Here is a 22,196-nt window from a genome sequence, read left to right on the forward strand (position 1 = left end):
GATTTCGCCGACGGGTCGGCGCACACGGCCCGGGGATTACCGGTGAAAGGAACGCCGCCGCCGGCCGGGCGGTCCTTTAGCGGCTATTTCAGCCGGCCTTTTCCCGCGTTTCATTCCGCGGATGAGAAACCGCCGCGACCCGGGGGGCAGTGGGTGCTGAAGTCCGCGCCATACACGGAGGTTGCTGGAGAGGGATATGGCGCGGGCTGCTGCCCTTCCCGGGGCCGCGGCGGCCACCGGAGTGCGTGGCGAGGTTGGGGAACAGCGGATTCACCTTGCAGTGCTGCCTGGCCACGCGATCACCGGTGCCCGGCGGAACGGCGGCGGTGTGACGCCCTCGAGACGGAGGAGATTCGAGGGACGCCGCGCGTCCGGCCGGGGGTCGCGGGGCGGCCGGTGGCCGCCCGGGTTCATCGTCTCTGCGGCTGTTGCGTGCTGGACCACCTCGATCATCGCGATGAGCCGCTGCGGGGTCGCGGCCTCGACGAAGCCGCCGATGTCGCGCTCGCGCGGCGGCAGTGCCCACCAGTGCCCGGTGAACGGCCCGAACCAGATGGTCCAGCCGCGGTAGCGCCGGCCGAGCGCCTCGACCTCTGCGGCGTGGTCGTCAGCAGTCATAGCGCGGCACTCCCGCCCCGGGAACCGGTCTCCGATTGCGTTTCGGAGATCTTGACCTTTTGCAATTCGTCTCAATTAATTGAGACAGTCAGATTGTGTCGCCCGCCACAGAGCCAGTCAACACTTGTAGCTATTATTTGTCGAAGGGTATAAGACGAAAATTGACGACGGAAACATGCGGACGGCAGAAAGTCCCGGACGGCCGGGAGCAGCGTGTTCTCACGGGGGGCGACGGGGGCTCACGCGCCGTTCACCGGGCCGCCACCTGGCCGGCCTAGGGTGATCATTCCTGTGATTGAGGCATTTAGAGCTTTCTGGGCGAAACGACCCTTGCGCCACATGCGTCCCGTGCGCGACTTCGGCCGCTTGCGGCACGTCCCGTTCCTGGTGGCCCTCGCGGGCGCCCTGGCGGTGCGCTGGACGGCGGTCCGCGGCTACCCCGGGGTGCTGTGGTTCACCGGCGACTCCTACTTCTACATCGGCCGCGCCGTCGCGCTCGCGCCGTCGCTCTCCAAGAGCTCCGGCTATCCGCTCCTGCTGCACCTGCTGGAGCCCTGGCACAGCCTGACCCTGGTGGCGGTGCTCCAGCACCTGATGGGCGCGGCGGTCGGGGTGATGACCTACGCGCTGCTGTGCCGGGCGCGGCTGCCGGCCTGGGCGGCGGCGCTGGTCTCCCTGCCGGTGCTCTACGACGCGTACCAGATCGAGCTGGAGCACCTGCTGATGGCGGAGGCGGTGTTCACCTTCCTCATCGCCGCCGGGGTGACCCTGCTGCTCTGGCGCCCGCTCGGCCGGGGCGAGGCCCCGCCGTGGTGGATCGCGCTCCCGGCGGGCCTGCTCATCGGCTACGCCGTGCTGGTCCGCTCGGCGGGCGCGCCGCTGGTCCCGGTGGTGTTCGCCTGCCTGCTGTTCCGCCGCCGGGGGTGGCGGCCCGCGCTGGCGTTCGGCGCCGCGGCGGCCGTGCCGATCGCGGCGTACGCGACCTGGTTCCACTCGGTCTACGGCGAGTACGGCCTGACCCGCAGCGACGGGCTGTTCCTGTGGGGCCGGGTCGCGCCCTTCGCCAACTGCGCGCGGATCCGGCCGCCCGCCCACGAGGAGGGCCTCTGCCTGGGGTCTGAGCTGCGGTACCGGAACTTCGCGCCCGGCCATCTGATCTGGAGGTCCGAGGCGCCGCCCCGGCAGCTGTTCGAGAACGTCCTCGACCCGCAGAGCAACGCGACCCTGCGCGACTTCGCGATCCGCGCGATCATCGCCCAGCCCGGCGACTACTGGAACACCATCATGGCCGACCTGGACAAGGCGTTCGGCACCGAGCGCCTCCCTCTCCCGACGGACGCCACCGAGAAGCTGTACCACTTCCCCGCCGAGCCGCACACGTTCCCCGGCGGCCGCGGCTGGGGCGCCCCCAGCAGCACCGTCCTGTCGGACGCGATGCGCTACGAGGACGGCTTCGAGGTCAGCCGGGTCGTGCCCCCCTACGCCGGCCGGATGATCGCCTACCAGCGCGACTGGTACCTGCCCGGCCCGTGGCTGCGGATCGTCTTCATCGTGGGCGCGGCGGGCGTGCTGCTGCGCCGCGGCCGCCGCCCCGAGGTGCTCCTCGTGTGGGCGGCGGGCGCGACGCTGCTGCTCTTCCCGATCGCCAGCGCGGACTTCGACTACCGCTACGTGGTGCCCGCGGTGCCGTTCGCGTGCCTGGCGGCCGGGCTGGCGTTCAGCCGGCGTCCCGCCCCCGCTCGGGAAGAGCGGGAGGACGGGGACGCCGGCCGCGGCATCAGCCGTTGGTCGGGAATCCCAGGTTCACTCCGCCGTGCGAAGGATCCAGCCAGCGCGCCGTGACGGCCTTGGTGCGGGTGTAGAAGTGCACGCCCTCCATGCCGTGGGCGTGGCTGTCGCCGAACAGCGAGTCCTTCCAGCCGCCGAAGGAGTAGTAGGCCATCGGCACCGGGATCGGCACGTTGATGCCGACCATGCCGACCTCCACCTCGTTCTGGAAGCGCCGGGCCGCGCCGCCGTCGTTGGTGAAGATCGCGGTGCCGTTGCCGTAGGGGTTGCCGGCCAGCAGCTCCATCGCCTCCTCGTAGGAGCCGACCCGCGCGATCGTCAGCACCGGGCCGAAGATCTCGTCGCGGTAGGCGTCCATCTCGGGGGTGACGTGGTCCAGCACGGTCGGGCCGAGCCAGAAGCCCTCTCCCCCGCCGCCGATGACCGGCGTCTCGCGGCCGTCGACGGCGAGCGTCGCGCCCTGCGCCACGCCGCTGTCGAGGTAGGAGGCGACCTTGTCGCGGTGCGCGCGGGTGACCAGCGGCCCCATCTCGGACTCGGGGTCGTCCCCCGGCCCGATCCTCAGGCCCGCGACCCGCTCCTTGATCTTGGCGAGCAGCTCGTCGCCGACCGGGTCGACCGCCACCACGACCGAGATCGCCATGCAGCGCTCGCCCGCCGAGCCGAAGCCCGCCGACACCGCCGCGTCCGCGGCCAGGTCCAGGTCGGCGTCGGGCAGCACCACCATGTGGTTCTTGGCGCCGCCGAGCGCCTGCACCCGCTTGCCGTTCGCCGCCGCCGTCTCGTAGATGTAGCGGGCGATCGGGGTGGAGCCGACGAAGCTGACGGCGCGCACGTCGCGGTGGTGCAGCAGCCCGTCCACCGCGGCCTTGTCGCCGTGCACGACGTTGAACACCCCGTCGGGCAGCCCCGCCTCGGCCCACAGCTCGGCGATCCGCACCGACGCCGAGGGGTCCTTCTCCGACGGCTTCAGCACGAAGGTGTTGCCGCAGGCGATCGCCACCGGGAACATCCACATCGGCACCATGGCCGGGAAGTTGAACGGGGTGATCCCGGCGACCACGCCGAGCGGCTGCAGGATGGAGTAGGCGTCCACCCGGGTGGAGACGTTCTCCGAGAAGCCGCCCTTCAGCAGGTGCGGGATGCCGCAGGCGAACTCCACGACCTCCAGGCCGCGGGCGACCTCGCCGGCCGCGTCGGAGACGACCTTGCCGTGCTCGGCCGAGATCAGCCGGGCCAGCTCGTCGCGGTGCTCGTGCACCAGCTCGCGGAACCTGAACAGCACCTTGGTGCGCTGCGACAGCGAGGCGTCCCGCCAGGCGGGGAACGCGGCCTTGGCGGCGGCGACGGCGGCGTCGACCTCATCGGCGCCGGCGAAGTCCACCTTGCCCGACACCTGCCCGGTGGCCGGATCGTAGATGTCGCCCTGCCGCGCGGCGGTGCCGTCGAACGGCTTGCCGCCGATCCAGTGGGTGACGTGCTTGCTGATGTTGTCGGTCACGACGTGTACGCCTCGTTCACGGTTTCCAGGGAGTCGGTCAGGATCGCCAGGCCCTCGGCGGCCTCGGCGTCGGTCAGGGTCAGCGGCGGCGCCATCCGCACCACGTTGCCGTACAGGCCGCCCTTGCCGACCAGCAGGCCCCGCTCCTTGCAGGCCTCCATCAGCGCGGCGGCGAGCGGCGGGTGCGGCTTGCCGCTGGCCGGGTCGGCGAGCTCGACGGCGAACATCAGCCCGCGGCCGCGCACCTCCTTGACGATCGCCAGCCGCTCCGCCGCCGCGCGCAGCCCGCTGATGATCGTCTCACCCTGCTTGGCGGCGTTGGCCTGCAGGTCGTGGTCCAGGACGTAGTCCAGGGTGGCGTTCGCGGCGGCCATCGAGACCGGGTTGCCGCCGAAGGTGGCGAGGCCGACCGCGTGCAGCCCGTCCATCAGCTCGCCGCGCGCGACGACGCCGCCGACCGCGAAGCCGTTCCCCAGGCCCTTGGCGAAGGTCATGATGTCGGGGGTGACGCCGTGCGCCCCGATCCCGAAGAAGCTCGCGCCGGTGCGGCCCCAGCCGGTCTGCACCTCGTCGGAGATGAACAGGATGCCGTGCTCGTCCAGCACCTCCTTGTAGGCGGCGAACAGCCCGTCGGGGGCGGCGGTAAAGCCGCCGACGCCCTGGATCGGCTCGGCGATCAGCGCCGCCACGTCGCCGCTGGTCGCCGTGGCCAGCACGTGCTTGAGGTCGGCCACGCAGACGTCGATGTACTCGTCGTCGCCCAGCCCGGCGAACTGCGGCAGCTGCCGGTCGGCGCCGTGCAGGAAGTGGGTGTTCAGCGGCGAGTACGACAGGTTGCTCCAGGCGCGGTTGCCGGTCACGCCGATCGTGCCGAACGAGCGGCCGTGGTAGCTCTGCCGCATCGCCAGCACCTGGTCGCTGCGGCGGGCGTAGGCGGCGAGCAGCAGCGCCGTCTCGTTGGCCTCGGTGCCGGAGTTGGTGAAGAAGACCTTGGCGTCCGGGATGCCCGACAGCCGGGCGATCTTCTCGGCGAGCTCGACCTGGCCGCGCAGCAGGTAGGCGGTGGAGGTGTGCACGACGCCGGTGGCGAGCTGGCGCTCCACCGCCTCGCGCACCTCGGGCACGTCGTACCCGATCATGTTGGTGAGGATGCCGATGAAGAAGTCCAGGTAGCTGCGGCCCTCGGCGTCGGTCACGCGGTTGCCCTTGCCGCCGACGATCTCGATGGGTTCGCTGTAGTTGAGCGCCATCCAGGACGGCATGACCGCCTGGTGGCGCCGGAGCAGGTTCGCGTGTTCCGACATGCCCACAGTCTTTCCAGCACGCCCCGTGCTCCACCACCCGCCAGAGTGTCACGACAGCGTCCCCGTCCCTGACAGCATGTCCGGATATCCTGCGGGAAATGCTTCCCACAGTCACCGACGTCCTCCGGCTCGACGCCGTCCGCCGCGGCCAGCCGCGGGTCGTCGCGGGCGCCGACCGCCTGGACAACCGGGTGCGCTGGGTGCACGTCGCCGAGGTCACCGACATCGCGCACCTGCTGCACGGCGGTGAGCTGGTGCTCACCACCGGCATCGCGCTGCCCGACGAGCCGGCCCGCCTGCGCGCCTACATCGGCGAGCTCAGCGAGGTCGGGGTGAGCGGCCTGATGGTGGAGCTCGGCCGCCGCTACGCCGCGGTGCTGCCGCCCGCGCTGATCGCCGCCGCCGAGGACCACGGCCTGCCGGTGGTGGTGCTCGCGCACGAGCCGGCGTTCGTCGACATCACCGAATCGGTGCACGCGCGCATCGTGCAGGAGCAGTACGCCGAGCTGCGCGCCTCCGAGCAGCTGCACGAGATCTTCACCCAGCTGTCGGTGGAGGGCGCCTCCACCGACGAGGTCGTCCGGCAGGTCGCCGCGCTCGGCGGCCACCCGGTCGTGCTGGAGAACCTGGCGCACCAGGTGCTCGCCGCCGACGCGGGCGGCGGCGACCCGGCCGAGCTGCTGTCGGCGTGGGAGACCCGCTCGCGCGCGGTGCGGCCCGCGCAGCGCACCGGCTACGACGCGTCCTCGGGCTGGCTGGTCACCACGGTCGGCGCGCGCGGCGAGGACTGGGGCCGGCTGATCATCACGCTCGGCTCGCCGCCGTCGCCCCGCGAGACCGTGCTGATCGAGCGGGCCGCGACCACCCTCGCCCTCGGCCGGCTGCTGGACCGGCACGCCGAGAGCGCCGAGCGGCAGGCGCACGGCACGATCATCGCGCGCATCCTCGCGCACTCCTACTCCGACCCGCAGGAGGCCGCCGCCCGGGCGCGCGCGCTCGGCGTCCCGCTGTCGGGCCGCCGGCTGCTCGGGGTGGTCCTGCGCCCGCGCGGCGCGGCCCCCTCCCCGGTGGCCGAGCTGTCGGAGTCGGCCGCCGCCGCGTGCAAGGAGGCCCGCCTCCCCGCGCTCGTCGGCATGCTGGACGAGGGCACCGGCAGCGCCCGCGTCGGCGTGCTGGCCTCGCTGCCCGCCCGCGCCGACGTCGAGACCGCCCTCACCGACGTCGCCACCCGCGTCCGCAAGCTGTCGGGCGGCGACTGCGTGATGGCGATCGGCTCGGTCGTCGACTCCATCCGCGACGTGCGGCGCTCCTTCCAGGAGGCCGAGCAGGTCGCCGACGTCGCCTGCCGCGGCACCGGCGGCCGGCTGTTCTACCGGCTGCCCGACCTGCGGCTGCGCGGCCTGCTGCACCTGATGCGCGACGACGCCCGGCTGCAGACGTTCGTCGAGCGCGAGCTCGGCCCGCTGCTGGAGTACGACGCCCAGCGCGGCAGCGACCTCACCCGCATCCTGGAGCTCTACCTGGAGGCCGGCCGCAACAAGGCCGTCGCGGCGCAGCAGGCCCACCTGTCGCGGCCGGCGTTCTACGAGCGGCTGCGCCGCATCGAGCGGGTGCTGGACGCCGACCTGGACGACGTGGAGTCGTGCGCGTCCCTGCACGTGGCGCTGCTCGCGCTCAGCTCGGTCCGCTGGGAGCGGCCCTAGCGCGCGTCAGCCGAGCTCGCGGACGGCGCGGGCGGCCGCGTCGATCGCGGCGTCGGCGTAGGCGCGGTTCTCCGAGTCGGAGTTGGCGATGGTGACCCGCCCGTAGGGCCGGCGTCCGATCACCGACGGCAGCGGCCCGTCCGGCCAGAAGTCGGCCCACGGCCGGCCGTACTCCAGCGCGTAGCCGTGGCCCCAGCGGTTGATGGTGACGGCCTGGATGTCGCGGGCCGGGTCGAAGCCGCCCGCCGCGAGCAGCCGGGTCAGCTGGTCGCGCAGCGTCAGCTCGTAGCGGGCGAACGGGCGCGCGAACAGCTCGCGGCGGCCCGGGCCGATGCCGCCGCGCGGATTGTCGTACTCCGGCGAGACCGCCATCCGGATCATGTGCACCAGGATCGGCTGGTCGGGGTCCTTGGAGAACTCGTAGCCGCCCATGCTGACGGGGTAGTCCAGCTCGGCCACGCACCAGTCGCCGCTGGTGAACCGGGTGTGGTAGATCTTCAGCGCCTGCCAGGCCCGCCAGTTGCGCAGCTGCACCATGGCGTACACGATCGGCAGCTTGGTGCCGTAGAACAGGCCCTGCTTCTGGTCGCCCGGCAGGTCCTGCATCAGGTACGGGATCATGGTGTTGTAGCAGGCCATGACCACGCCGCCCGCGGTGCACTGGTAGACCTTGCCGTCCCTGACGAAGTCGACGTTCACCGTCTTGGCGCCCGGGTTCCCGCCCTGGTGCTCCACGCGCACGCACGGCGCGTTCAGCCGGAGCCGCACGTCGTTGCCGGCCACGTCCAGCCTGGAGTAGTCGATCCGGGCGAGCGGCTCCTCCTCCATCGTGCGCGGCGCGCCGGTGCCGGGGATCAGCTGCCCGATCAGCAGCTTGCAGATGCCGTTGTTGCCGTCGGGGAAGTGGTAGATGTAGGGGTCGTCGGCGTCCCACTGGAGCTGGATCGTCGGCCCGCAGTAGCGGTAGGGCTTGGAGCGGTCCAGCTTGAGCCCCTCGAAGCCGGGGTACTCCGACGCCCAGGCGTCGATGGCGCCGAAGGCGTTCGCCCCGAACCCCCACTCGTCGCTGGTGTAGGTCTGCAGGTAGTCGAGCACCTCCCCGGGCATCTTGGCCACGTCGCGCAGGTACTGGCGGTAGGTCAGCCCGACGAGCCGCTCCTTCTTCTGCGGTTCGCTCAGCCCGGCCAGGTAGTCCTTGGGCTTGTCCTGCAGCTCCAGGTAGGCGGCGAGCGCCGCGGGCGACAGCGGGGCGCCGCGCAGCGTCTCGGCGGTCTGGGTGTCGCCCTTCATGACGGCCAGGTGGTCGCGGCCGAACAGGTCCCGGGTGAAGAACTCCGAGTCGTTGAGCTTCCAGCGGTCGTTGAACTTCTGGTCGTAGTACCGGTCGAACCTCTTCACGTCGATGCCGAGGTCGGTCAGCAGCCTGCGGGCCTCCGGGCTCCACACGGTGGGGTCCTCGATCGACTGCGAGCCGCCGTACCCGATGATCAGCTTGCCGCCGGGGCTGAACTCGTTGCGCCGCGCGTGGCCGCCGAAGTCGTCGTGGTTGTCCAGGATGAGGATCTTGGCGCCGGGATGGGCCTGCCGGTAGAAGTGGGCGGCGCTCAGCCCGCTGATGCCCGCGCCGACGACGACCAGGTCGTAGTGCTCGCCGCTGGAGGTGATCGGTTTGCCGCCCGACCAGAAGATGCCGTCGCGCAGCTCGTGCGGGATGCGCATGGCGGGGTTGGTCGAGCCCCGCAGCGCCTGCATCGCGGGCGGGTAGGCGCGGTTGCCGGCGCCCGCGTACTTCCAGCCGTCGGGCGGGTCGACGACGCTGTTGTGGATGCCGCCCCACGAGCCCGCCGAGCAGCCCCCGAGGGCGCCGCCGACGACGGCGGCGCCGACCGCGACGCCCATGCCGTCCAGGAAGTCCCGGCGGCTGATCCTGCGGTCCATGCCCAGCTCCGCGGCGGAGTGGACAGGCTCGTACGTGTCGTCCCCCGACATCGATCCCCCGATCAACGGCCCGCTCGTAGAACTTCCACGGACCGGGTGATCGAAAACAACGGGCGCCGCAGCCGACCGCTTCGACGGTTATGTCCGCGCCAAGAGGGCGTTCCGCGCGGGCCGCACTAGAGCGGGACCAGGATGGGCAGGACACTGACCGTGACAGCACCCGATTCCCACAGGCCGCGGACCTTCGGTGTCGAGGAGGAGCTGCTGCTGGTCGATCCGGTGAGCGGGACCCCGCAGGCGGTGTCGGGGGCGGTGATCCAGTACGCGCGCGAGCACGGCGACGGCCTGCCCGGCAGCGGCCGCAAGCCGATGGAGACCGAGCTGCAGCGCGAGCAGCTGGAGACCGGCACCCGCCCGACCACCTCCCTGGACGACCTGGCGGACCAGGTGCGCGGGACGCGGCTGGCCGCCGCCCGCGCCGCCGGGGGCGTCGGCGCCGCGATCGCCGCGCTGGCCACCTCGCCGATGGCGGTGCGGCCCTCGCTCACCCCCTCGGCGCGCTACCGGCTGATGGCGGCCGCCTACGGCCGGACCGCCGACGAGCAGCTCACCTGCGGCTGCCACGTGCACGTGCACGTCTCCTCGCCCGACGAGGGCGTCGCGGTGCTGGACCGGATCCGGCCGTGGCTGCCGCCGCTGCTCGCGCTCAGCGGCAACTCCCCCTACTGGCAGGGCATCGACACCGGCTACGACAGCTGGCGGCACGAGGCGTGGGGCCGCTGGCCCTCCAGCGGGCCGACCGAGCCGTTCGGGTCGGCCAAGGCCTACCGGGCCGCGGTGGCGGCGCTGCTGCGCACCGGCGCGCTGCTGGACGAGGGGATGATCTACTTCGACGCCCGGCTGTCGCGCAACTACCCGACGGTGGAGATCCGGGTCTCCGACGTGTGCCTGAACGCGGGCGACACCGTCCTGATGGCCGCGCTGGTGCGGGCGCTGGTGGACTCGGCCGCGCTGGACTGGCGGGAGGGCCGCCCGCCCGACCCGGTCCGCGCCGACCTGCTCCGCCTGGCCATGTGGCGGGCGGCCCGCTCGGGCCTGCGCGACGAGCTGGTGCACCCGGTGACGCACGAGGCCGCCCCGGCCCGCCGGGTGGTGGACGCCCTGTTCGCGCACCTGTCGCCGGCGCTGGAGCGCAACGGCGACCGGGAGACCGCCGGGCGCCTGCTGGAGGCGCTGCTGGAGCGGGGCAACGGGGCGGGCCTGCAGCGCGCCGCGCACCACCGCTCGCGGGACGTGCGGGGCGTCGTCGCCGAGGCGATCGACCGGACCGTCGGGTCCTGATCAGGCCCGGCCGCGGCCGAGCAGCCGCAGCAGGCCGGGGTCGGTGGCGAACAGCCGGTCGAGCTCGGCGGCGCCGACCCGCTCGGCCAGGATCTGCAGGGCGATGTCCTGGCGGACGTACTCGGCCGCCATCAGCGCGACGGCCGGGTCGGCGGTGTAGACGCCCCACGCCGAGCCGTCGGTGCCGAAGCCGCCGACGACGGCCTCGCGGCGGTCGCCGACGACCACGATCAGCCGGTACCCCAGGTCCTGCAGCACGGCCTCGGGCGCCGAGTAGCGGTGCTCGTGGACGCTGCCGGGCAGGTCGCCGCCGGGCGCCTCCGCGACCTTGCCGAACGACATGACCGACACCTCCGCGCCGCGGCCGGCCGCCTCGCGCACCCGCGCGTCCAGGCGCCGCAGCTCCTGCGGCCAGATCGACAGGAACAGGTCCCGGCGGGCGCCCGCGATCACGTCCTCGGCGCGGGCCAGCATCGCCTCGCCGTCCTTGAGGTTGTGGATGAGGTGGCCCTCGGGGGCGGCCACCACCGCCGGCAGCGCGGTCTGCAGCACCGCCACCGAGCCGTCGAACTCGCGGCGCATCCGGTCCAGCAGCGCGGCGGGCGGCAGCGGCAGGTAGTCGGTCGCGTCGGCGGCGCCCCGCACCTCGTAGGCGGCGCCGCGCGCGACCAGCTTGCCGAGCGTCTCGTAGACGGTGCTGCGCGGCACGCCCGAGCGCTTGGCGACCTCGTACCCGTTGACCGGCCGGCCCGCCGCGACCAGCGCCACGTACGCCTTGGCCTCGTATCCGGACATGCCGAGGCGCTGCAGGTGCTCCAGGATGTCGGGCATGCTCACCGGCGTCATGCTACGCGGCGGGGGCGCTCAGGGGTCGCGCACCGCCAGGCCGCCGATCAGCCGCAGCCCCATCCCGCGCAGCCGCACGTCGCCGTCGCCCGCCCGCCACAGGTCCACGTCCGTCAGACCCGGCTCGATCAGCTCCAGGTCGCCGAACAGGCCGGTGATCTCCGCCTCGGACCGGCAGTACAGCGGGACCCGGGCGCGGGCGTAGACCTCCTCGACCGCGTCGACGGTGGCGGCGTCGGCGGCGGTGCCGGTGGCGTGCGAGATCAGCAGCTGGCCGCCGGGCGCGATCGCCTCGCGCAGCCGCGCGACGGCCGTGGCCGCCACCTGCCCGGGCAGGAAGTGCAGCATCGAGCCGAGCACGAACAGCGTCGGCCGCCGCAGGTCGATGAGCCGGCCGACCTCGGCGAGCAGCTCACCGGTCCGCACGAGGTCGGCCTCCAGCACCTCCACGTCGCCGCCCGGGGTGAGCGCGCGGTAGTGCACCGCGACGACCGGATCGCTGTCGATCATCACCACCCGCGCGTCGCGGGCGGCGTCGCGGGCCACGTCCAGGGTGCTCGGGTAGGTGGGCAGGCCGCCGCCGATGTCGACGATCTGCCGGATGCCGGCGGCGAGCGCGTACCGGACGCCGCGCGCGATCATCCACCGGTTGGCCTTGGCCATCCGGGCCGCCTGCGGGAACAGCGCGAGGATCTCCCCGGCCGCCTGCCGGTCGGCCTGGTAGTTGTCCTTGCCGCCGAGGAAGCAGTCGTAGATGCGGGCGTCGCTGGGCGTCTCCAGATCCAGCGCGGTCGGGGGCGCTCCGGTGCGCTCGCTCATGGTCACCGTCCTTCGCACCGTTCCATCGCACCCTTCCAGCGGACCGGCAGCGCGCGCGGTCGCCTGATCATCGTCTCAGGTGTCCAGTCCAACTCACCAGGGGGCACCGCCAGTTCCAGGTCCGGCAGCCGGCGGGTGAGCGCGGCCAGCGCGACCTGCAGCTCCTGGCGCGCCAGCGCCGCGCCGAGGCACACGTGCGGGCCGAGGCCGAAGGCCAGGTGCCGGTTCGGGGTGCGGGTGAGGTCCAGCCGTTCCGGATCGGGGAACTCCGCCGGATCGCGGCCGGCGTGGTCCAGGGCGGGGATCACGACGTCGCCCGCGGCGACGGCCGTGCCGCCGAGGTCCACCGGGCAGGCGGCGCGGCGCGGCTGCGCGGCCGCGTACACGCTGTTCGGCAGGAACCGCAGCAGCTCCTCCACCGCCGACGGCACGTGCTCGGGGTGCTCGTGCAGGAACCGGTACAGCGTCCCGCCGTCCGGGTGCCGCTCGGTCAGCAGCGTGTACACGAACGTGGCGAGCGCCCCCGCGGTGGTCTCCCAGCCGGCCACGATCAGCGCGACGGCGAGCAGCGCCGCCGGCAGGTCGTCGATCCCGGCCTCCCGCGCCCGCACCGCGATCAGCGAGACCAGGTCGTCGCCGGGGTCGGCGCGCCGCTCGGCCAGCAGCGCCGCCATGTACCCGACGATGGCGGTCGTGGCGGCCTGCGCGGCCGCTCCGCCGCCGCCCGGCGACAGCAGCCCGTCACCCCAGTAGCGCAGCCGGTCGCGGTCCTTCTCGGGGACGTCCATGAGGTCGCCGATGACGGTGAGCGGCAGCGGCAGGGCGAGCGCGGCGACCAGGTCGACGGGGCCGCCGTGCGCGGCGATCCCGTCGACCAGCCTGTCGGCGACCCGCCGCACCCGCGGGCGCAGCGGCTCGACCGCGGCGGGGGTGAAGCGGTCCGAGACCAGGCGGCGGACACCGCGGTGCTCGGGCCCGTCCAGCACCAGGACCAGGCCCTGCAGCGCCGGGAACGGGGCGATGGCGTCGGCGTCGCCGCGGCGGAAGGCCGCCTCGTCGCGGAACACCTCCTGGCAGGCCCGGTGGCCGGTGACGAACCAGGCGTCCTGCCCGCCGGGGAGCCGGACGGGCGACACCGGCCCGTGCCGGCTCAGCGCCGTCCCCTCTGCGGACAGGCCCAGAGGGTGCGTCGAGGGTCGGAAGGGGAAGCCGGGAATACGGTCCTGAGGTGCCACGTCACTGCCTTCACATGACTGGCCCCTCCGCTGCGGATGCCAGTCATTCACGAGCAAAGGACCTCCGTCAAGCGGTTCCGCGCACCGGTTTGCGGGCGACCAGGCTGAACTGCGGGAACGGTCCCGGCTCCGCGGTCGGCGGCGCCTTGCCGGCGTACACGCGGGTCTCCACGATGCCCGGTTCGAGCAGTTCGAAGCCCGGCGGCACCACCCGCCGCAGCTCGGCCAGGCCGCGCAGCGCGAGCTGCACGGCGAGGTCGGCGTGGATCCGGCCGAGCTGCCGCGCCACCAGCTCGGTCATGCCGTCGGCCGTCGCCGACGTCACCGCGATGTGCGAGCCCGGCGCGAGCAGCTCCCCGAGCTCGGCGAACATGCCCGGCGCGTCCTCCCACAGCGGCGTGATGTTCAGCTGGTGCCGGTCCAGCACCGCTACCGGCTCGGACCAGTCGATCAGCGGAACGCGGTGCGGCGCGTCCAGCAGCGTGCGCAGCGTGCCCTCGGCGAACTCCACCTCCGGCAGCTCCTCCACCAGTCCCTTGGCGTACGCCACCAGCGCGCCGTCGTAGTTGAGGTAGACGGTGCGCACCGCCACGCCCGGCCGGGGCAGCGCGGCCACCTCGTGGACGGCGAACCGGGCCGGGGCCGGCGCGCCGAGCTCCACGAACTGCCGCACGCCGCGCAGCACCAGCTCCCGCACCACGTGGGCGCAGAACAGCTCGTTCTCCTCCTGCAGCGTCATCACCGGCTCCGACAGCGCCGCCAGGTACTCCACCGCGGCCCGGTCGCGGGCGGTGTGGTAGTCGCGGGCGATCCGGTAGCCGCCCTGCCCGAGCTGGGTGATGTACATGGCCATCCGCGCCATGGACAGCCGCCGCACGTCGCCGCCGCTCTCGACCACGGCCCGGTCGGCGGGCGGCAGCTCCGGCGGGCGCGCGTCCAGCGCCGGGTCGGCGGCGCGGATCTGCGCGGCCAGGTCCTGCAGGTCGCGGGAGGGCTGCGCGCCGAACGTGCGCTGGAACTCGGCGCGGCGCCGCTCGTACCAGTCCAGCGCCTCCTGGGAGCGCCGGCACCGGTGCAGCGCCAGCATCAGCAGTTCCAGCAGGTGCTCGCGCTCGGGCCAGGCGCGGACGAGGTCGGGCAGCACCTCGGCGACCTTGGCGTGCCGGCCGACCCGCAGCCGCACCTCGGCGTACTGCTCGGCGGCGCGCAGCCACTCGGCCTGCAGCCGCGTGCACAGCTCGTGCATCGCCTCGGTGCCGGCCTCGGGCAGGCCCGTCCAGTCGCCGAACGCGCGGTCGTACAGCTCCACCGCCGCGTACGGGTCGTCGGCCGACAGCTGCGCCGCGCGCGCCATGTGCACGCGCCAGCTGCGCAGGTCGCAGAAGTCGGCCTGGTCGAGCCGCAGCCCGTAGCCGAGCGGGCCGAGGACGATCCGGTCGCCGCCGAGCCGCCGGCGCAGCTCCGACATCATCTTCACCGGCCGCTTGGGGTCCTTCGGCTCGCGGCCCGGCGGATAGAGCAGCTCGCGCAGCCGCCGCACCGGCACATGGTCGAGCGCCAGCAGCGCGAACAACCCGGCCCCCATGTGCGGCTGGAGCGGGATCGGTCCCCCGTCGTCGCCGCTGACATGGACGCCGTCCAGCACGATGACGCTGATGCCCGCACTCATGAACGCCTCAACTCCAGCGGTCGACTGCCTTTGCGCCCCCGTGGGGAGCACGCTAACGAATCTTGCAGGAGCCCTGACCGCCGGGGCTCCCCACGGTCAGCCCCGCTGTCCGGATGCGGCCACCGCCACCTGCCCCGACCCGTCGGCGCGGTCCGGGCGCGGACCGCGTGCGGAACGGCCGCGGACCCCCCTCGCCTAGGCTGATCATGCGAGGCCCGCGGGGGAGACCGTGCTGATCGACCTCTCCGCTGCGACCCGCGGTCCGCGCAGGTCCCCGCATGCTCGGAGCGCTAATCTTCGGAGAGTGAACCTTGGACTGAGCGGCCGCCGCGCCGCGGTGGCGGCGGCGAGCAGCGGCCTCGGCCTCGCCGCCGCGCGGGCCCTGGCCGCCGAGGGCGCCCGGGTCGCGATCTGCGGCCGCGACCGGGAGCGGCTCGGCGCGGCCGTGCGCTCGCTCGGCGACGGCGCCCGGGGGGTCATCGCCGACGTCGGCACGCCCGAGGGCGCCACCGCGTTCGTGCGCGAGGCGCAGGACGCGCTCGGCGGCGTGGACGTCCTGGTCACCAACGCCGGCGGCCCGCCGCCCGGCGGGTTCGCCACCACCCCGCTGGACGCCTACCACGCCGCGCTCGACCTCAACCTGATGTCGACGGTGGCCATGTGCCGGGCCGCCGTCCCGGCGATGCAGGAGCGCGGCTGGGGCCGGGTCGTGGCGATCACCTCGATCACCGTGCGCCAGCCCATCCCGACCATGATCTTGTCCAACACCGCGCGGGCGGGCGCGACCGGCTTCCTGAAGACGCTCGCGCTGGAGGTCGCCAAGGACGGGGTGACCGTCAACTCGCTGCTGCCGGGCTTCCACGCCACCGAGCGGCTGCGCACGCTGCGCGGCGGCGACTGGGACAAGGTCGCGGGCGAGATCCCGGCCGGCCGGGTGGGCGACCCGGCGGACTTCGGGTCGTTCGTCGCCTTCCTCTGCTCCGAGCAGGCGCGCTTCGTCACCGGCAGCGCGATCCCGGTGGACGGCGGGGAGTACGCCGGGCTGCTCTGAGGCTTTTTGTCGGCCGGGCACAGAACGGCGCCCGCCCGTTGTGACCATTTTCACAAAAGTCCCTCACCAGCGCGCTCGTAAGCGGGCACTGACCCCTGCGTCAACCGCTTGGTCGGCCCCGGCCTACCATTCCCGCCATGGCCTCACCTGTCGAGTGGACCCCGCCGCCGGCGCACCTGATCCGCGCCGCCGACCTCGCGCTGCAGCCCTGGCGCGCGTGGACCTCGCCGGTCTTCCACGGGCTGGAGCACCTGCCCGAGCGGGGCCCGGCGCTGCTGGTCGGCAACCACACCTTGTACGGCGTGGTGGACGCGCCGCTGATCTTCTTCGAGATCCACCGGCGGCGCGGCGTGTGGGTGCGCTCGCTCGCCGACCACCTGCACTGGATGGTGCCGGGCTGGCGCCGGATCATGGACATGGGCGGGTCGGTCGACGGCACCCGCGACAACTGCCGGGCGCTGCTGCGCGCCGGCGAGATGGTGGTGGTCTTCCCCGGCGGCGCCCGTGAGGCCGCGCGCGGCCGGGACGCGCGCTACCAGCTGCAGTGGGAGGGCCGGCTCGGCTTCGCCCGGATGGCCGTGGAGGCGGGCTGCCCGATCGTGCCGTTCGGCAGCGTCGGGGTGGAGGAGATGTTCACCACCGTCCTGGACGCCGACAGCAGGCTGCTGACGCCGGCGCGCGCGCTCGGCCGGGCGCTGCTCGGCGAGCGCGGCCGGGGGCGCGACGACTTCGTGCCGCCGCTCTCGCGCGGCATCGGCCTCTCCCCGGTGCCCCGCCCCGAGCGCCTCTACTACGGCTTCGGCGAGCCCATCGACACCACGCCCTGGCAGGGCCGGCAGGACGACGAGATCGCCGTCACGCAGGTGCGGGACCTGGCCCGCAAGGCCGTGCAGGAGATCATCGACGGGCTGCGCGCCGAGCAGGCCGCGGACCCGGGCCGCACCCCGCTGCGGCGGCTGGCCCGCACCGCCCGGCGCCTGCCCCGTCTGGCGCCGGGCGGCCTCGGCCGCTAGCTAGCGGGTCACGCGGCGACGGCGCGCCGCTGGAAGGGCAGGTAGCGCTCGGCCCGGCGGGGCCGGGCGGGCAGGCCGGTCGACTCGACGGCCAGGATCCGGTCGAAGCGGAAGGCCCGGACGGCCCGCCGCATCCGGCACCAGCCGACCAGGTACCAGTGGTCGCGGTGCACCAGGCAGGTGACCGGCTCGACCTCGCGGATGGTGACGTTGGCGGCGGCGTCGCCGTAGCAGAGCCGCACCACGCGGTGCTCGGTGATGGCGGCGGCGACCACGCGGGCGCGGTCGGCGGTGGCGGCGTCCAGCGGGGCGGTGAGGGTGGCCAGGGTGGCGGCGACCACGTCGTCGTGGACCTCGATGTCGAGCAGGGTGTGCAGGGCCCGGCGCGCGGTGGCGGCCTGCGGCCCCGCGCCGAGGTGGGCCAGCGAGAGCGCCAGCGCGGCGATCTCGGCGGCGGAGAGCGCGATGTCGTTCGGGTGCGTCGCAACGTTCGCCATGGTTCGATAATACGTTCGAGCACTGACATTTTGCAGTGCTCAGGGGCCCCCTTGAGAAGCCGTGTGCACATACGGGAAACTGATCTCTCGAACATGGGGCTGTCCGGGGAAGTCGGGGGCTGACAGATGGGGCGACGGCGGGTGTGCCGTTGAGTTACGCCGGTGCCGGGCGCCCGCCCATGGCCCGTGACGAGGTCGATGCCGCGCTGCGTTATCTGCGCGACGAGAAGGAGCGCATCAGCGCGACCCTGCTCGACCTGGAGGACCACCAGGGCTACCGGCTGCTGAGCGGCGCGTCCCTGACCGGCGAGACCGCCCGGCTCCAGACCGAGGTGCGCACCCGGACGCTGGCCCTGTGGGACCTGTTCGACCGCTACAGCGGCACCCTCGGCGCGGCCGAGGAGCTGCGCGCGCGCCACAACCGTCCCGGACAGCCCGTCCTCGCCGAGCTGACCCGCCTGCTGACGGGCCCCTCGGTCGAGCTGCCCGCCAAGGAGGTGCCGCTGGAGCAGCGCACCCTGCTGGCGGCGCCGGCCGAGACGCGGCTGACGCTCAAGGACGCCGTGGCGCGGATGACCGCCCTGTTCGAGGAGTCGGCCCGGATGGTCGCGGGCGTCGACGCGGTCTGGAGCGCGCTGCTCACCGCGCTGGAGGAGGCCGAGGCCGACCGGCGCGCGGTGGCCGGGCTGGCCGCCGGGCTCGGCGAGAGCGACCCCGGGCTCGCCCGCCTCGGCGCGGAGCTGGACGCGGCCGGCGCGGTCGTCCGCACCGACCCGCTGTCGCTGTCGCACGGCGGCCGGCCCGACACCACCCGGCTCGTCGCCGCCCGCACCGCGCTCGCCGGGCTGCGCGGGCGGCTGGAGGAGGCCGTCCGGCTGCGCGACGGGTTCGCCGCGCGGTGCCAGGAGGTGCAGGATCTGATCGGCCGGGTCCGCGAGGCCGAGCGCCGCGCCTACCGGGCCCGCGACGAGGTCCTGGTCAAGATCGCCGCGCCGGTGCTGCCGGACATCCCGATCCTCGCGCGCGCGCTCGACGAGCGCCTGGCGGGCCTGCGGCAGCTGCCCGGCAGGCGGAGCTGGCAGGACCTGGCCGCGCTCGCCGCCGACCTGGAGCGGGCCGCGGGCGACGCGCTGGCGCGCACCGAGGAGGCCGCCGCCCTCATCACCGGCCTGCTGGACCGCCGCGAGGAGCTGCGCGGCCGGCTGGAGGCCTACCGGGTGAAGGCGGCCCGGCTCGGCCACGCCGAGGACGCCGAGCTCGCCGAACTCTACGACCGGGCCCGCGGGCTGCTCTGGACGTCCCCCTGCGACCTGCGCAAGGCGACCATGACGCTGTCGGGCTACCAGCAGGCCATCTCATCGCGGGCGAAGGGAACGGAACGATGAACGACTGCACCCAGCCCGACTGCGCCGGAACCGTCGAGGACGGCTACTGCGTCGTATGCGGTATGCCCCCCACGCCAGGTCCGGCCCCCACACCGGCCTCCGCCGCGGCCCCCGCCTCCGCACCGGCGCCCGCCGTGCCGGCCGGGTGCGCGCAGCCCGGCTGCTCCGGCGCCGTCGAGGACGGCTACTGCAACGTGTGCGGTGCCCCCGGCCCCACCCCGACCACCCTCAGCCGGGCGGCATCGGCGCGGGCGGGCACGACCGGCAGCACCCGGACGGGCAGCACCCGCACCGGCAGCGTCCGCACCGGCTCGTCGCGCACCACCTCGGGCCGCCGCGGCATGCTCGGCGCCGGGCTGGTGGAGGTGCCGCGCGTCCCCTACCGCGACCCCTCCAGCGCCGTCCTGCGCAACCCCGAGGTCGCCGAGCGCAAGCGCTACTGCAGCAACTGCGGCGAGCCCGTCGGCCGGACCCGGGGCGACCGGCAGGGCCGCCCCGAGGGCTTCTGCCCCAAGTGCCGCACCCGGTTCTCGTTCACGCCGAAGCTCTCCCCCGGCGACCTGATCGCCGGCCAGTACGAGGTGCTCGGCTGCATCGCGCACGGCGGCCTCGGCTGGATCTACCTGGCCCGGGACAAGAACGTCAACGACCGGTGGGTGGTGCTGAAGGGCCTGCTGGACACCGGCGACGCCGACGCGATGGCCGCCGCCATCGCCGAGCGCGCCTTCCTGTCCGAGGTCGAGCATCCCAACATCGTCAAGATCTACAACTTCGTGCAGCACGCCGGCGACGACTACATCGTGATGGAGTACGTCGGCGGCCAGTCGCTGAAGGACATCCTCACCGAGCGCCGCACCGCGGGCGCCGACGCGCTGCCGCTCGACCAGGCGATCGCCTACGGCCTGGAGGTGCTGCAGGCGTTCGGCTACCTGCACGCGCAGGGCCTGGTCTACTGCGACTTCAAGCCCGACAACGTCATCCAGTCCGAGGAGCAGCTGCGGCTGATCGACCTCGGCGGCGTGCGCCGGCTGGACGACCAGGACGGCCCGATCTACGGCACGATCGGCTACCAGGCCCCCGAGATCGCCGACCTGGGCCCCTCGGTCACCTCCGACCTGTACACCGTCGGCCGCGCCCTCGCCGTGCTGAGCTTCCCGTTCAAGGGCTACACCGACAAGTACGCGACGAAGCTCCCCCCGCGCGAGGAAGTCCCGCTGCTGCAGCGGCACGAGTCGTTCGACCGGTTCCTGCGCCGCGCCACCCACGACGAGCCGGCCGAGCGGTTCCAGGACGCCGCCGAGATGGCCGAGCAGCTCACCGGCGTGCTGCGCGAGGTGCTGTCCAGCAAGGACGGGCGGCCGCGCCCGGCCTCCTCCGGGCTGTTCGGGCCCGAGCGGTTCGCGCCCGGCACCGCCACCGCCACCCCCGGCGACGCCCGCAGCGCGCTCCCGCCGGTCCCCCCGGCCGAGGCGGCGAACTCGCTGCCCGTCCCGGTGACCGACGGCACCGACCCGGCCGCCGCCTTCCTGACCGGGCTCGCCTCGCTGGAGCCGATGCAGGTCGCCGCCGCCGTCGCCGCCGCGCCGGAGCAGACGCACGAGGTGCGGCTGACGCTCGCGCGGGTCAGCGTCGAGCTCGGCGAGATCGCGATGGCGTGGAAGCTGCTGGACGAGCTGGCGGACGAGCGGCCGGACGACTGGCGCATCGAGTGGTACCGCGCGCTCGCCCTGCTGGCGGACGGCCGCCTGGCCGAGGCCGAGCCGCGCTTCGACCGGCTCTACGGGCTGGTGCCCGGCGAGATCGCGCCCAAGCTCGCGCTCGCGTACTGCCGCGAGGAGCGCGCGCGCACCGACGCCGCCCGGCTCTACCAGACGATCTGGCGCACCGACCAGAACTACATCAACGCCGCGTTCGGCCTCGCCCGCACCCACCTGGCGGCCGGGGACCGGGCGGCGGCGGTCGAGGTGCTGGACTCGGTCCCGCGCACCTCCATCCGCCGCGTCCCGGCGCAGGCCGCCGCGGTGGCGACCGCCGTGCGCGGGCGCCCGCCCGCCGAGCTGACGGCCGCCGACCTGGTCGGCGCCGGCGACCGGCTGGCCGCGCTGGACCTGGACCGCCAGCGCCGCGACCGGCTCGCCGCCGAGGTGCTGGAGGCCGCGCTGGCGTGGGTGCGGCTCGGGCGCGGCGACGGCGGCCAGGGCGGCTCGCTGCTCGGCGTCCCGCTCGCCGAGACGCCGCTCCGCCGCCGCCTGGAGGAGACCTACCGGGGGCTGGCCCGCCTCTCCCACGACCGTGAGGACCGGCGCGAGCTCATCGACGCCGCCAACGCCGTCCGCCCGAGGACGCTGCTGTGACGGAGGACCCGAGCGTGGTCAAGACGGCGGAGCTGTCCTGCCCGGTGTGCGACGAGGTCGTGTACCCCGGTGAGGACTTCTGCGAGGCGTGCGGGCACCGGCTGGACGAGGTCGCGCCGGCGCCCCCCGCGGCGCCGGTGGTGCGGGAGGCCGGCGGCTGCACCGGCTGCGGCGCGCAGGCGATCGACGGCGACGGCTACTGCGAGCGGTGCGGCCTGCGCCAGCCCGCCGACCGCGACCACATCGAGATCGAGCTGCCCGGCCCCGGCGGCGTGCTCGCCGCCGGCGCCAGCGACCGGGGCCGCCGCTACAGCCGCAACGAGGACTCCTTCGCCATCGCCGCGCACTCGGGCGGCGTGGCCGTGGTGGTCTGCGACGGCGTCGGCTCCTCCCCCGACCCCGACGAGGCGTCGCTCGCCGCCGCGCACACCGGCGTCACCGAGCTGGTCACGCTGCTGGAGGCGGGCGCCGACCCGGCCGCGGCCACCCGCGACGCGGCGCTGCGGGCCGCCGAGGCCGTCGCGGCGCTGGCGCCCTCGCCCGACGCCGCGCCCTCGTGCACCTACGTGTCGGCGGTGACCGGCCCGTCGACGGTGACGGTCGGCTGGGTCGGCGACAGCCGCGCCTACTGGCTGTCGGCGGTGCCCGAGGCCGAGGTCGACACCGCTGAGGTCGACACGGGCGAGTTCGACGTCGAGGAGGCCGACACCGCGGAGCAGAACACCGCGGACCAGGGCACCGCCGAGGTGACCGCGCTCGGCGCGTCCCGGCAGCTCACCGACGACGACTCCTGGGCCGCGATCATGGTCGCCCGCGGCGCGCTCACCGAGGCCGAGGCCGAGGCGCACCCGAACGCGCACGTCATCACCGCCTGGCTCGGCGCCGACGCCGACGAGGTCCGGCCGAACGTGCGCACCTTCTCGGTGCCGGGCCCCGGCGCCGTCCTGGTGTGCAGCGACGGCCTGTGGAACTACCTGCCGCGCGCCGAGCAGCTCGCCGCCGCCGCGGGCGACGCGGCGGCCGATCCGCTCGGCACCGTCCGGGGCCTGGTCCGCCACGCCCTGGAGGCCGGCGGCCGCGACAACATCACGGTGACCGTCATCCCGGTCGCCGCACGGGGAAACGGAGCATGAG

At 74.2% G+C, this 22,196-nt stretch carries 17 protein-coding genes; 8 read left to right on the forward strand and 9 right to left on the reverse strand.

The window, feature by feature from the left end:
• Window positions 1-270: 270 nt before the first annotated feature.
• Window positions 271-618 (reverse strand): hypothetical protein, encoded by a 348-nt coding sequence (locus tag ACRB68_RS04960; protein ID WP_153531012.1) that lies wholly within the window; start codon window positions 616-618, stop codon window positions 271-273.
• A 339-nt stretch (window positions 619-957) separates the two neighbouring features.
• Between ACRB68_RS04960 and ACRB68_RS04965 the strand changes: the two genes are divergently transcribed.
• On the forward strand, window positions 958-2,460 hold the full coding sequence (locus ACRB68_RS04965; RefSeq protein WP_153531013.1) for a phospholipid carrier-dependent glycosyltransferase: 1,503 nt from the start codon (window positions 958-960) through the stop codon (window positions 2,458-2,460).
• Here ACRB68_RS04965 and ACRB68_RS04970 read toward each other — a convergent pair.
• Together ACRB68_RS04970 and ACRB68_RS04975 are read right to left on the reverse strand one after the other, a co-directional pair.
• Entirely contained in the window at window positions 2,396-3,895 is a 1,500-nt protein-coding gene (locus ACRB68_RS04970) for a CoA-acylating methylmalonate-semialdehyde dehydrogenase (RefSeq protein ID WP_328594072.1), read from the reverse strand. The two genes, ACRB68_RS04965 and ACRB68_RS04970, sit on opposite strands and share 65 nt — an antisense overlap.
• An 8-nt stretch (window positions 3,896-3,903) precedes the next feature.
• Window positions 3,904-5,211: an aspartate aminotransferase family protein gene (locus tag ACRB68_RS04975; protein WP_153531014.1), complete on the reverse strand. Its 1,308-nt coding sequence runs from the start codon at window positions 5,209-5,211 to the stop codon at window positions 3,904-3,906.
• Between the two features lie 98 nt (window positions 5,212-5,309).
• On the opposite strand from ACRB68_RS04975, the gene ACRB68_RS04980 reads away from it, so the two are divergent.
• Window positions 5,310-6,914 carry a PucR family transcriptional regulator gene (locus tag ACRB68_RS04980; protein WP_153531015.1) on the forward strand — a complete coding sequence of 535 codons (1,605 nt, stop codon included), beginning with the start codon at window positions 5,310-5,312 and terminating at the stop codon, window positions 6,912-6,914.
• A 6-nt stretch (window positions 6,915-6,920) separates the two neighbouring features.
• Here the strand turns inward: ACRB68_RS04980 and ACRB68_RS04985 are convergent, their stop codons facing one another.
• On the reverse strand, window positions 6,921-8,852 hold the full coding sequence (locus tag ACRB68_RS04985) for an NAD(P)/FAD-dependent oxidoreductase (protein ID WP_153531016.1): 1,932 nt from the start codon (window positions 8,850-8,852) through the stop codon (window positions 6,921-6,923).
• 210 nt (window positions 8,853-9,062) lie between these two features.
• On the opposite strand from ACRB68_RS04985, the gene ACRB68_RS04990 reads away from it, so the two are divergent.
• Window positions 9,063-10,193, forward strand: coding sequence for a carboxylate-amine ligase (locus tag ACRB68_RS04990; RefSeq protein WP_328593770.1), 1,131 nt, complete (start codon window positions 9,063-9,065; stop codon window positions 10,191-10,193).
• On the opposite strand, the gene ACRB68_RS04995 is transcribed toward ACRB68_RS04990, so the two are convergent.
• The 4 genes from ACRB68_RS04995 to ACRB68_RS05010 form a co-directional block, all read right to left on the reverse strand.
• Window positions 10,194-11,024, reverse strand: coding sequence for a TrmB family transcriptional regulator (locus ACRB68_RS04995; protein WP_235959020.1), 831 nt, complete (start codon window positions 11,022-11,024; stop codon window positions 10,194-10,196).
• 33 nt (window positions 11,025-11,057) lie between these two features.
• A complete protein-coding gene (locus ACRB68_RS05000) occupies window positions 11,058-11,858 on the reverse strand; it encodes an SAM-dependent methyltransferase (RefSeq protein ID WP_153531019.1) in 801 nt (266 codons plus the stop codon).
• A gap of 2 nt (window positions 11,859-11,860) precedes the next feature.
• Window positions 11,861-13,093, reverse strand: a complete 1,233-nt coding sequence (locus ACRB68_RS42370) for a cytochrome P450 (protein ID WP_153531020.1) — start codon at window positions 13,091-13,093, stop codon at window positions 11,861-11,863.
• A 67-nt stretch (window positions 13,094-13,160) separates the two neighbouring features.
• A complete protein-coding gene (locus tag ACRB68_RS05010; protein WP_153531021.1) occupies window positions 13,161-14,762 on the reverse strand; it encodes an SAM-dependent methyltransferase in 1,602 nt (533 codons plus the stop codon).
• A gap of 304 nt (window positions 14,763-15,066) precedes the next feature.
• On the opposite strand from ACRB68_RS05010, the gene ACRB68_RS05015 reads away from it, so the two are divergent.
• Both ACRB68_RS05015 and ACRB68_RS05020 read left to right on the forward strand, forming a co-directional pair.
• On the forward strand, window positions 15,067-15,813 hold the full coding sequence (locus tag ACRB68_RS05015) for an SDR family oxidoreductase (protein WP_328593771.1): 747 nt from the start codon (window positions 15,067-15,069) through the stop codon (window positions 15,811-15,813).
• A 137-nt stretch (window positions 15,814-15,950) separates the two neighbouring features.
• Window positions 15,951-16,826, forward strand: coding sequence for a lysophospholipid acyltransferase family protein (locus tag ACRB68_RS05020; protein WP_153531022.1), 876 nt, complete (start codon window positions 15,951-15,953; stop codon window positions 16,824-16,826).
• Between the two features lie 8 nt (window positions 16,827-16,834).
• Here ACRB68_RS05020 and ACRB68_RS05025 read toward each other — a convergent pair whose 3' ends face one another.
• Window positions 16,835-17,323 carry a helix-turn-helix transcriptional regulator gene (locus ACRB68_RS05025; protein ID WP_153531023.1) on the reverse strand — a complete coding sequence of 163 codons (489 nt, stop codon included), beginning with the start codon at window positions 17,321-17,323 and terminating at the stop codon, window positions 16,835-16,837.
• A 179-nt stretch (window positions 17,324-17,502) separates the two neighbouring features.
• On the opposite strand from ACRB68_RS05025, the gene ACRB68_RS05030 reads away from it, so the two are divergent.
• The 3 genes from ACRB68_RS05030 to ACRB68_RS05040 are packed head-to-tail and all read left to right on the forward strand — an operon-like array spanning window position 17,503 to window position 22,195.
• Complete coding sequence (locus ACRB68_RS05030; RefSeq protein WP_235958737.1) at window positions 17,503-18,708, forward strand: coiled-coil domain-containing protein; 1,206 nt, start codon at window positions 17,503-17,505, stop codon at window positions 18,706-18,708.
• Window positions 18,705-21,062: a serine/threonine-protein kinase gene (locus ACRB68_RS05035; protein WP_153531024.1), complete on the forward strand. Its 2,358-nt coding sequence runs from the start codon at window positions 18,705-18,707 to the stop codon at window positions 21,060-21,062. Before ACRB68_RS05030 ends, ACRB68_RS05035 begins: the two co-directional genes overlap by 4 nt.
• On the forward strand, window positions 21,059-22,195 hold the full coding sequence (locus ACRB68_RS05040; protein ID WP_328593772.1) for a PP2C family serine/threonine-protein phosphatase: 1,137 nt from the start codon (window positions 21,059-21,061) through the stop codon (window positions 22,193-22,195). Before ACRB68_RS05035 ends, ACRB68_RS05040 begins: the two co-directional genes overlap by 4 nt.
• Window position 22,196 lies beyond the last annotated feature (1 nt).

The organism is Actinomadura macrotermitis (genome assembly GCF_009604375.1).
In the GTDB taxonomy this organism is placed as follows: domain Bacteria; phylum Actinomycetota; class Actinomycetes; order Streptosporangiales; family Streptosporangiaceae; genus Spirillospora; species Spirillospora macrotermitis.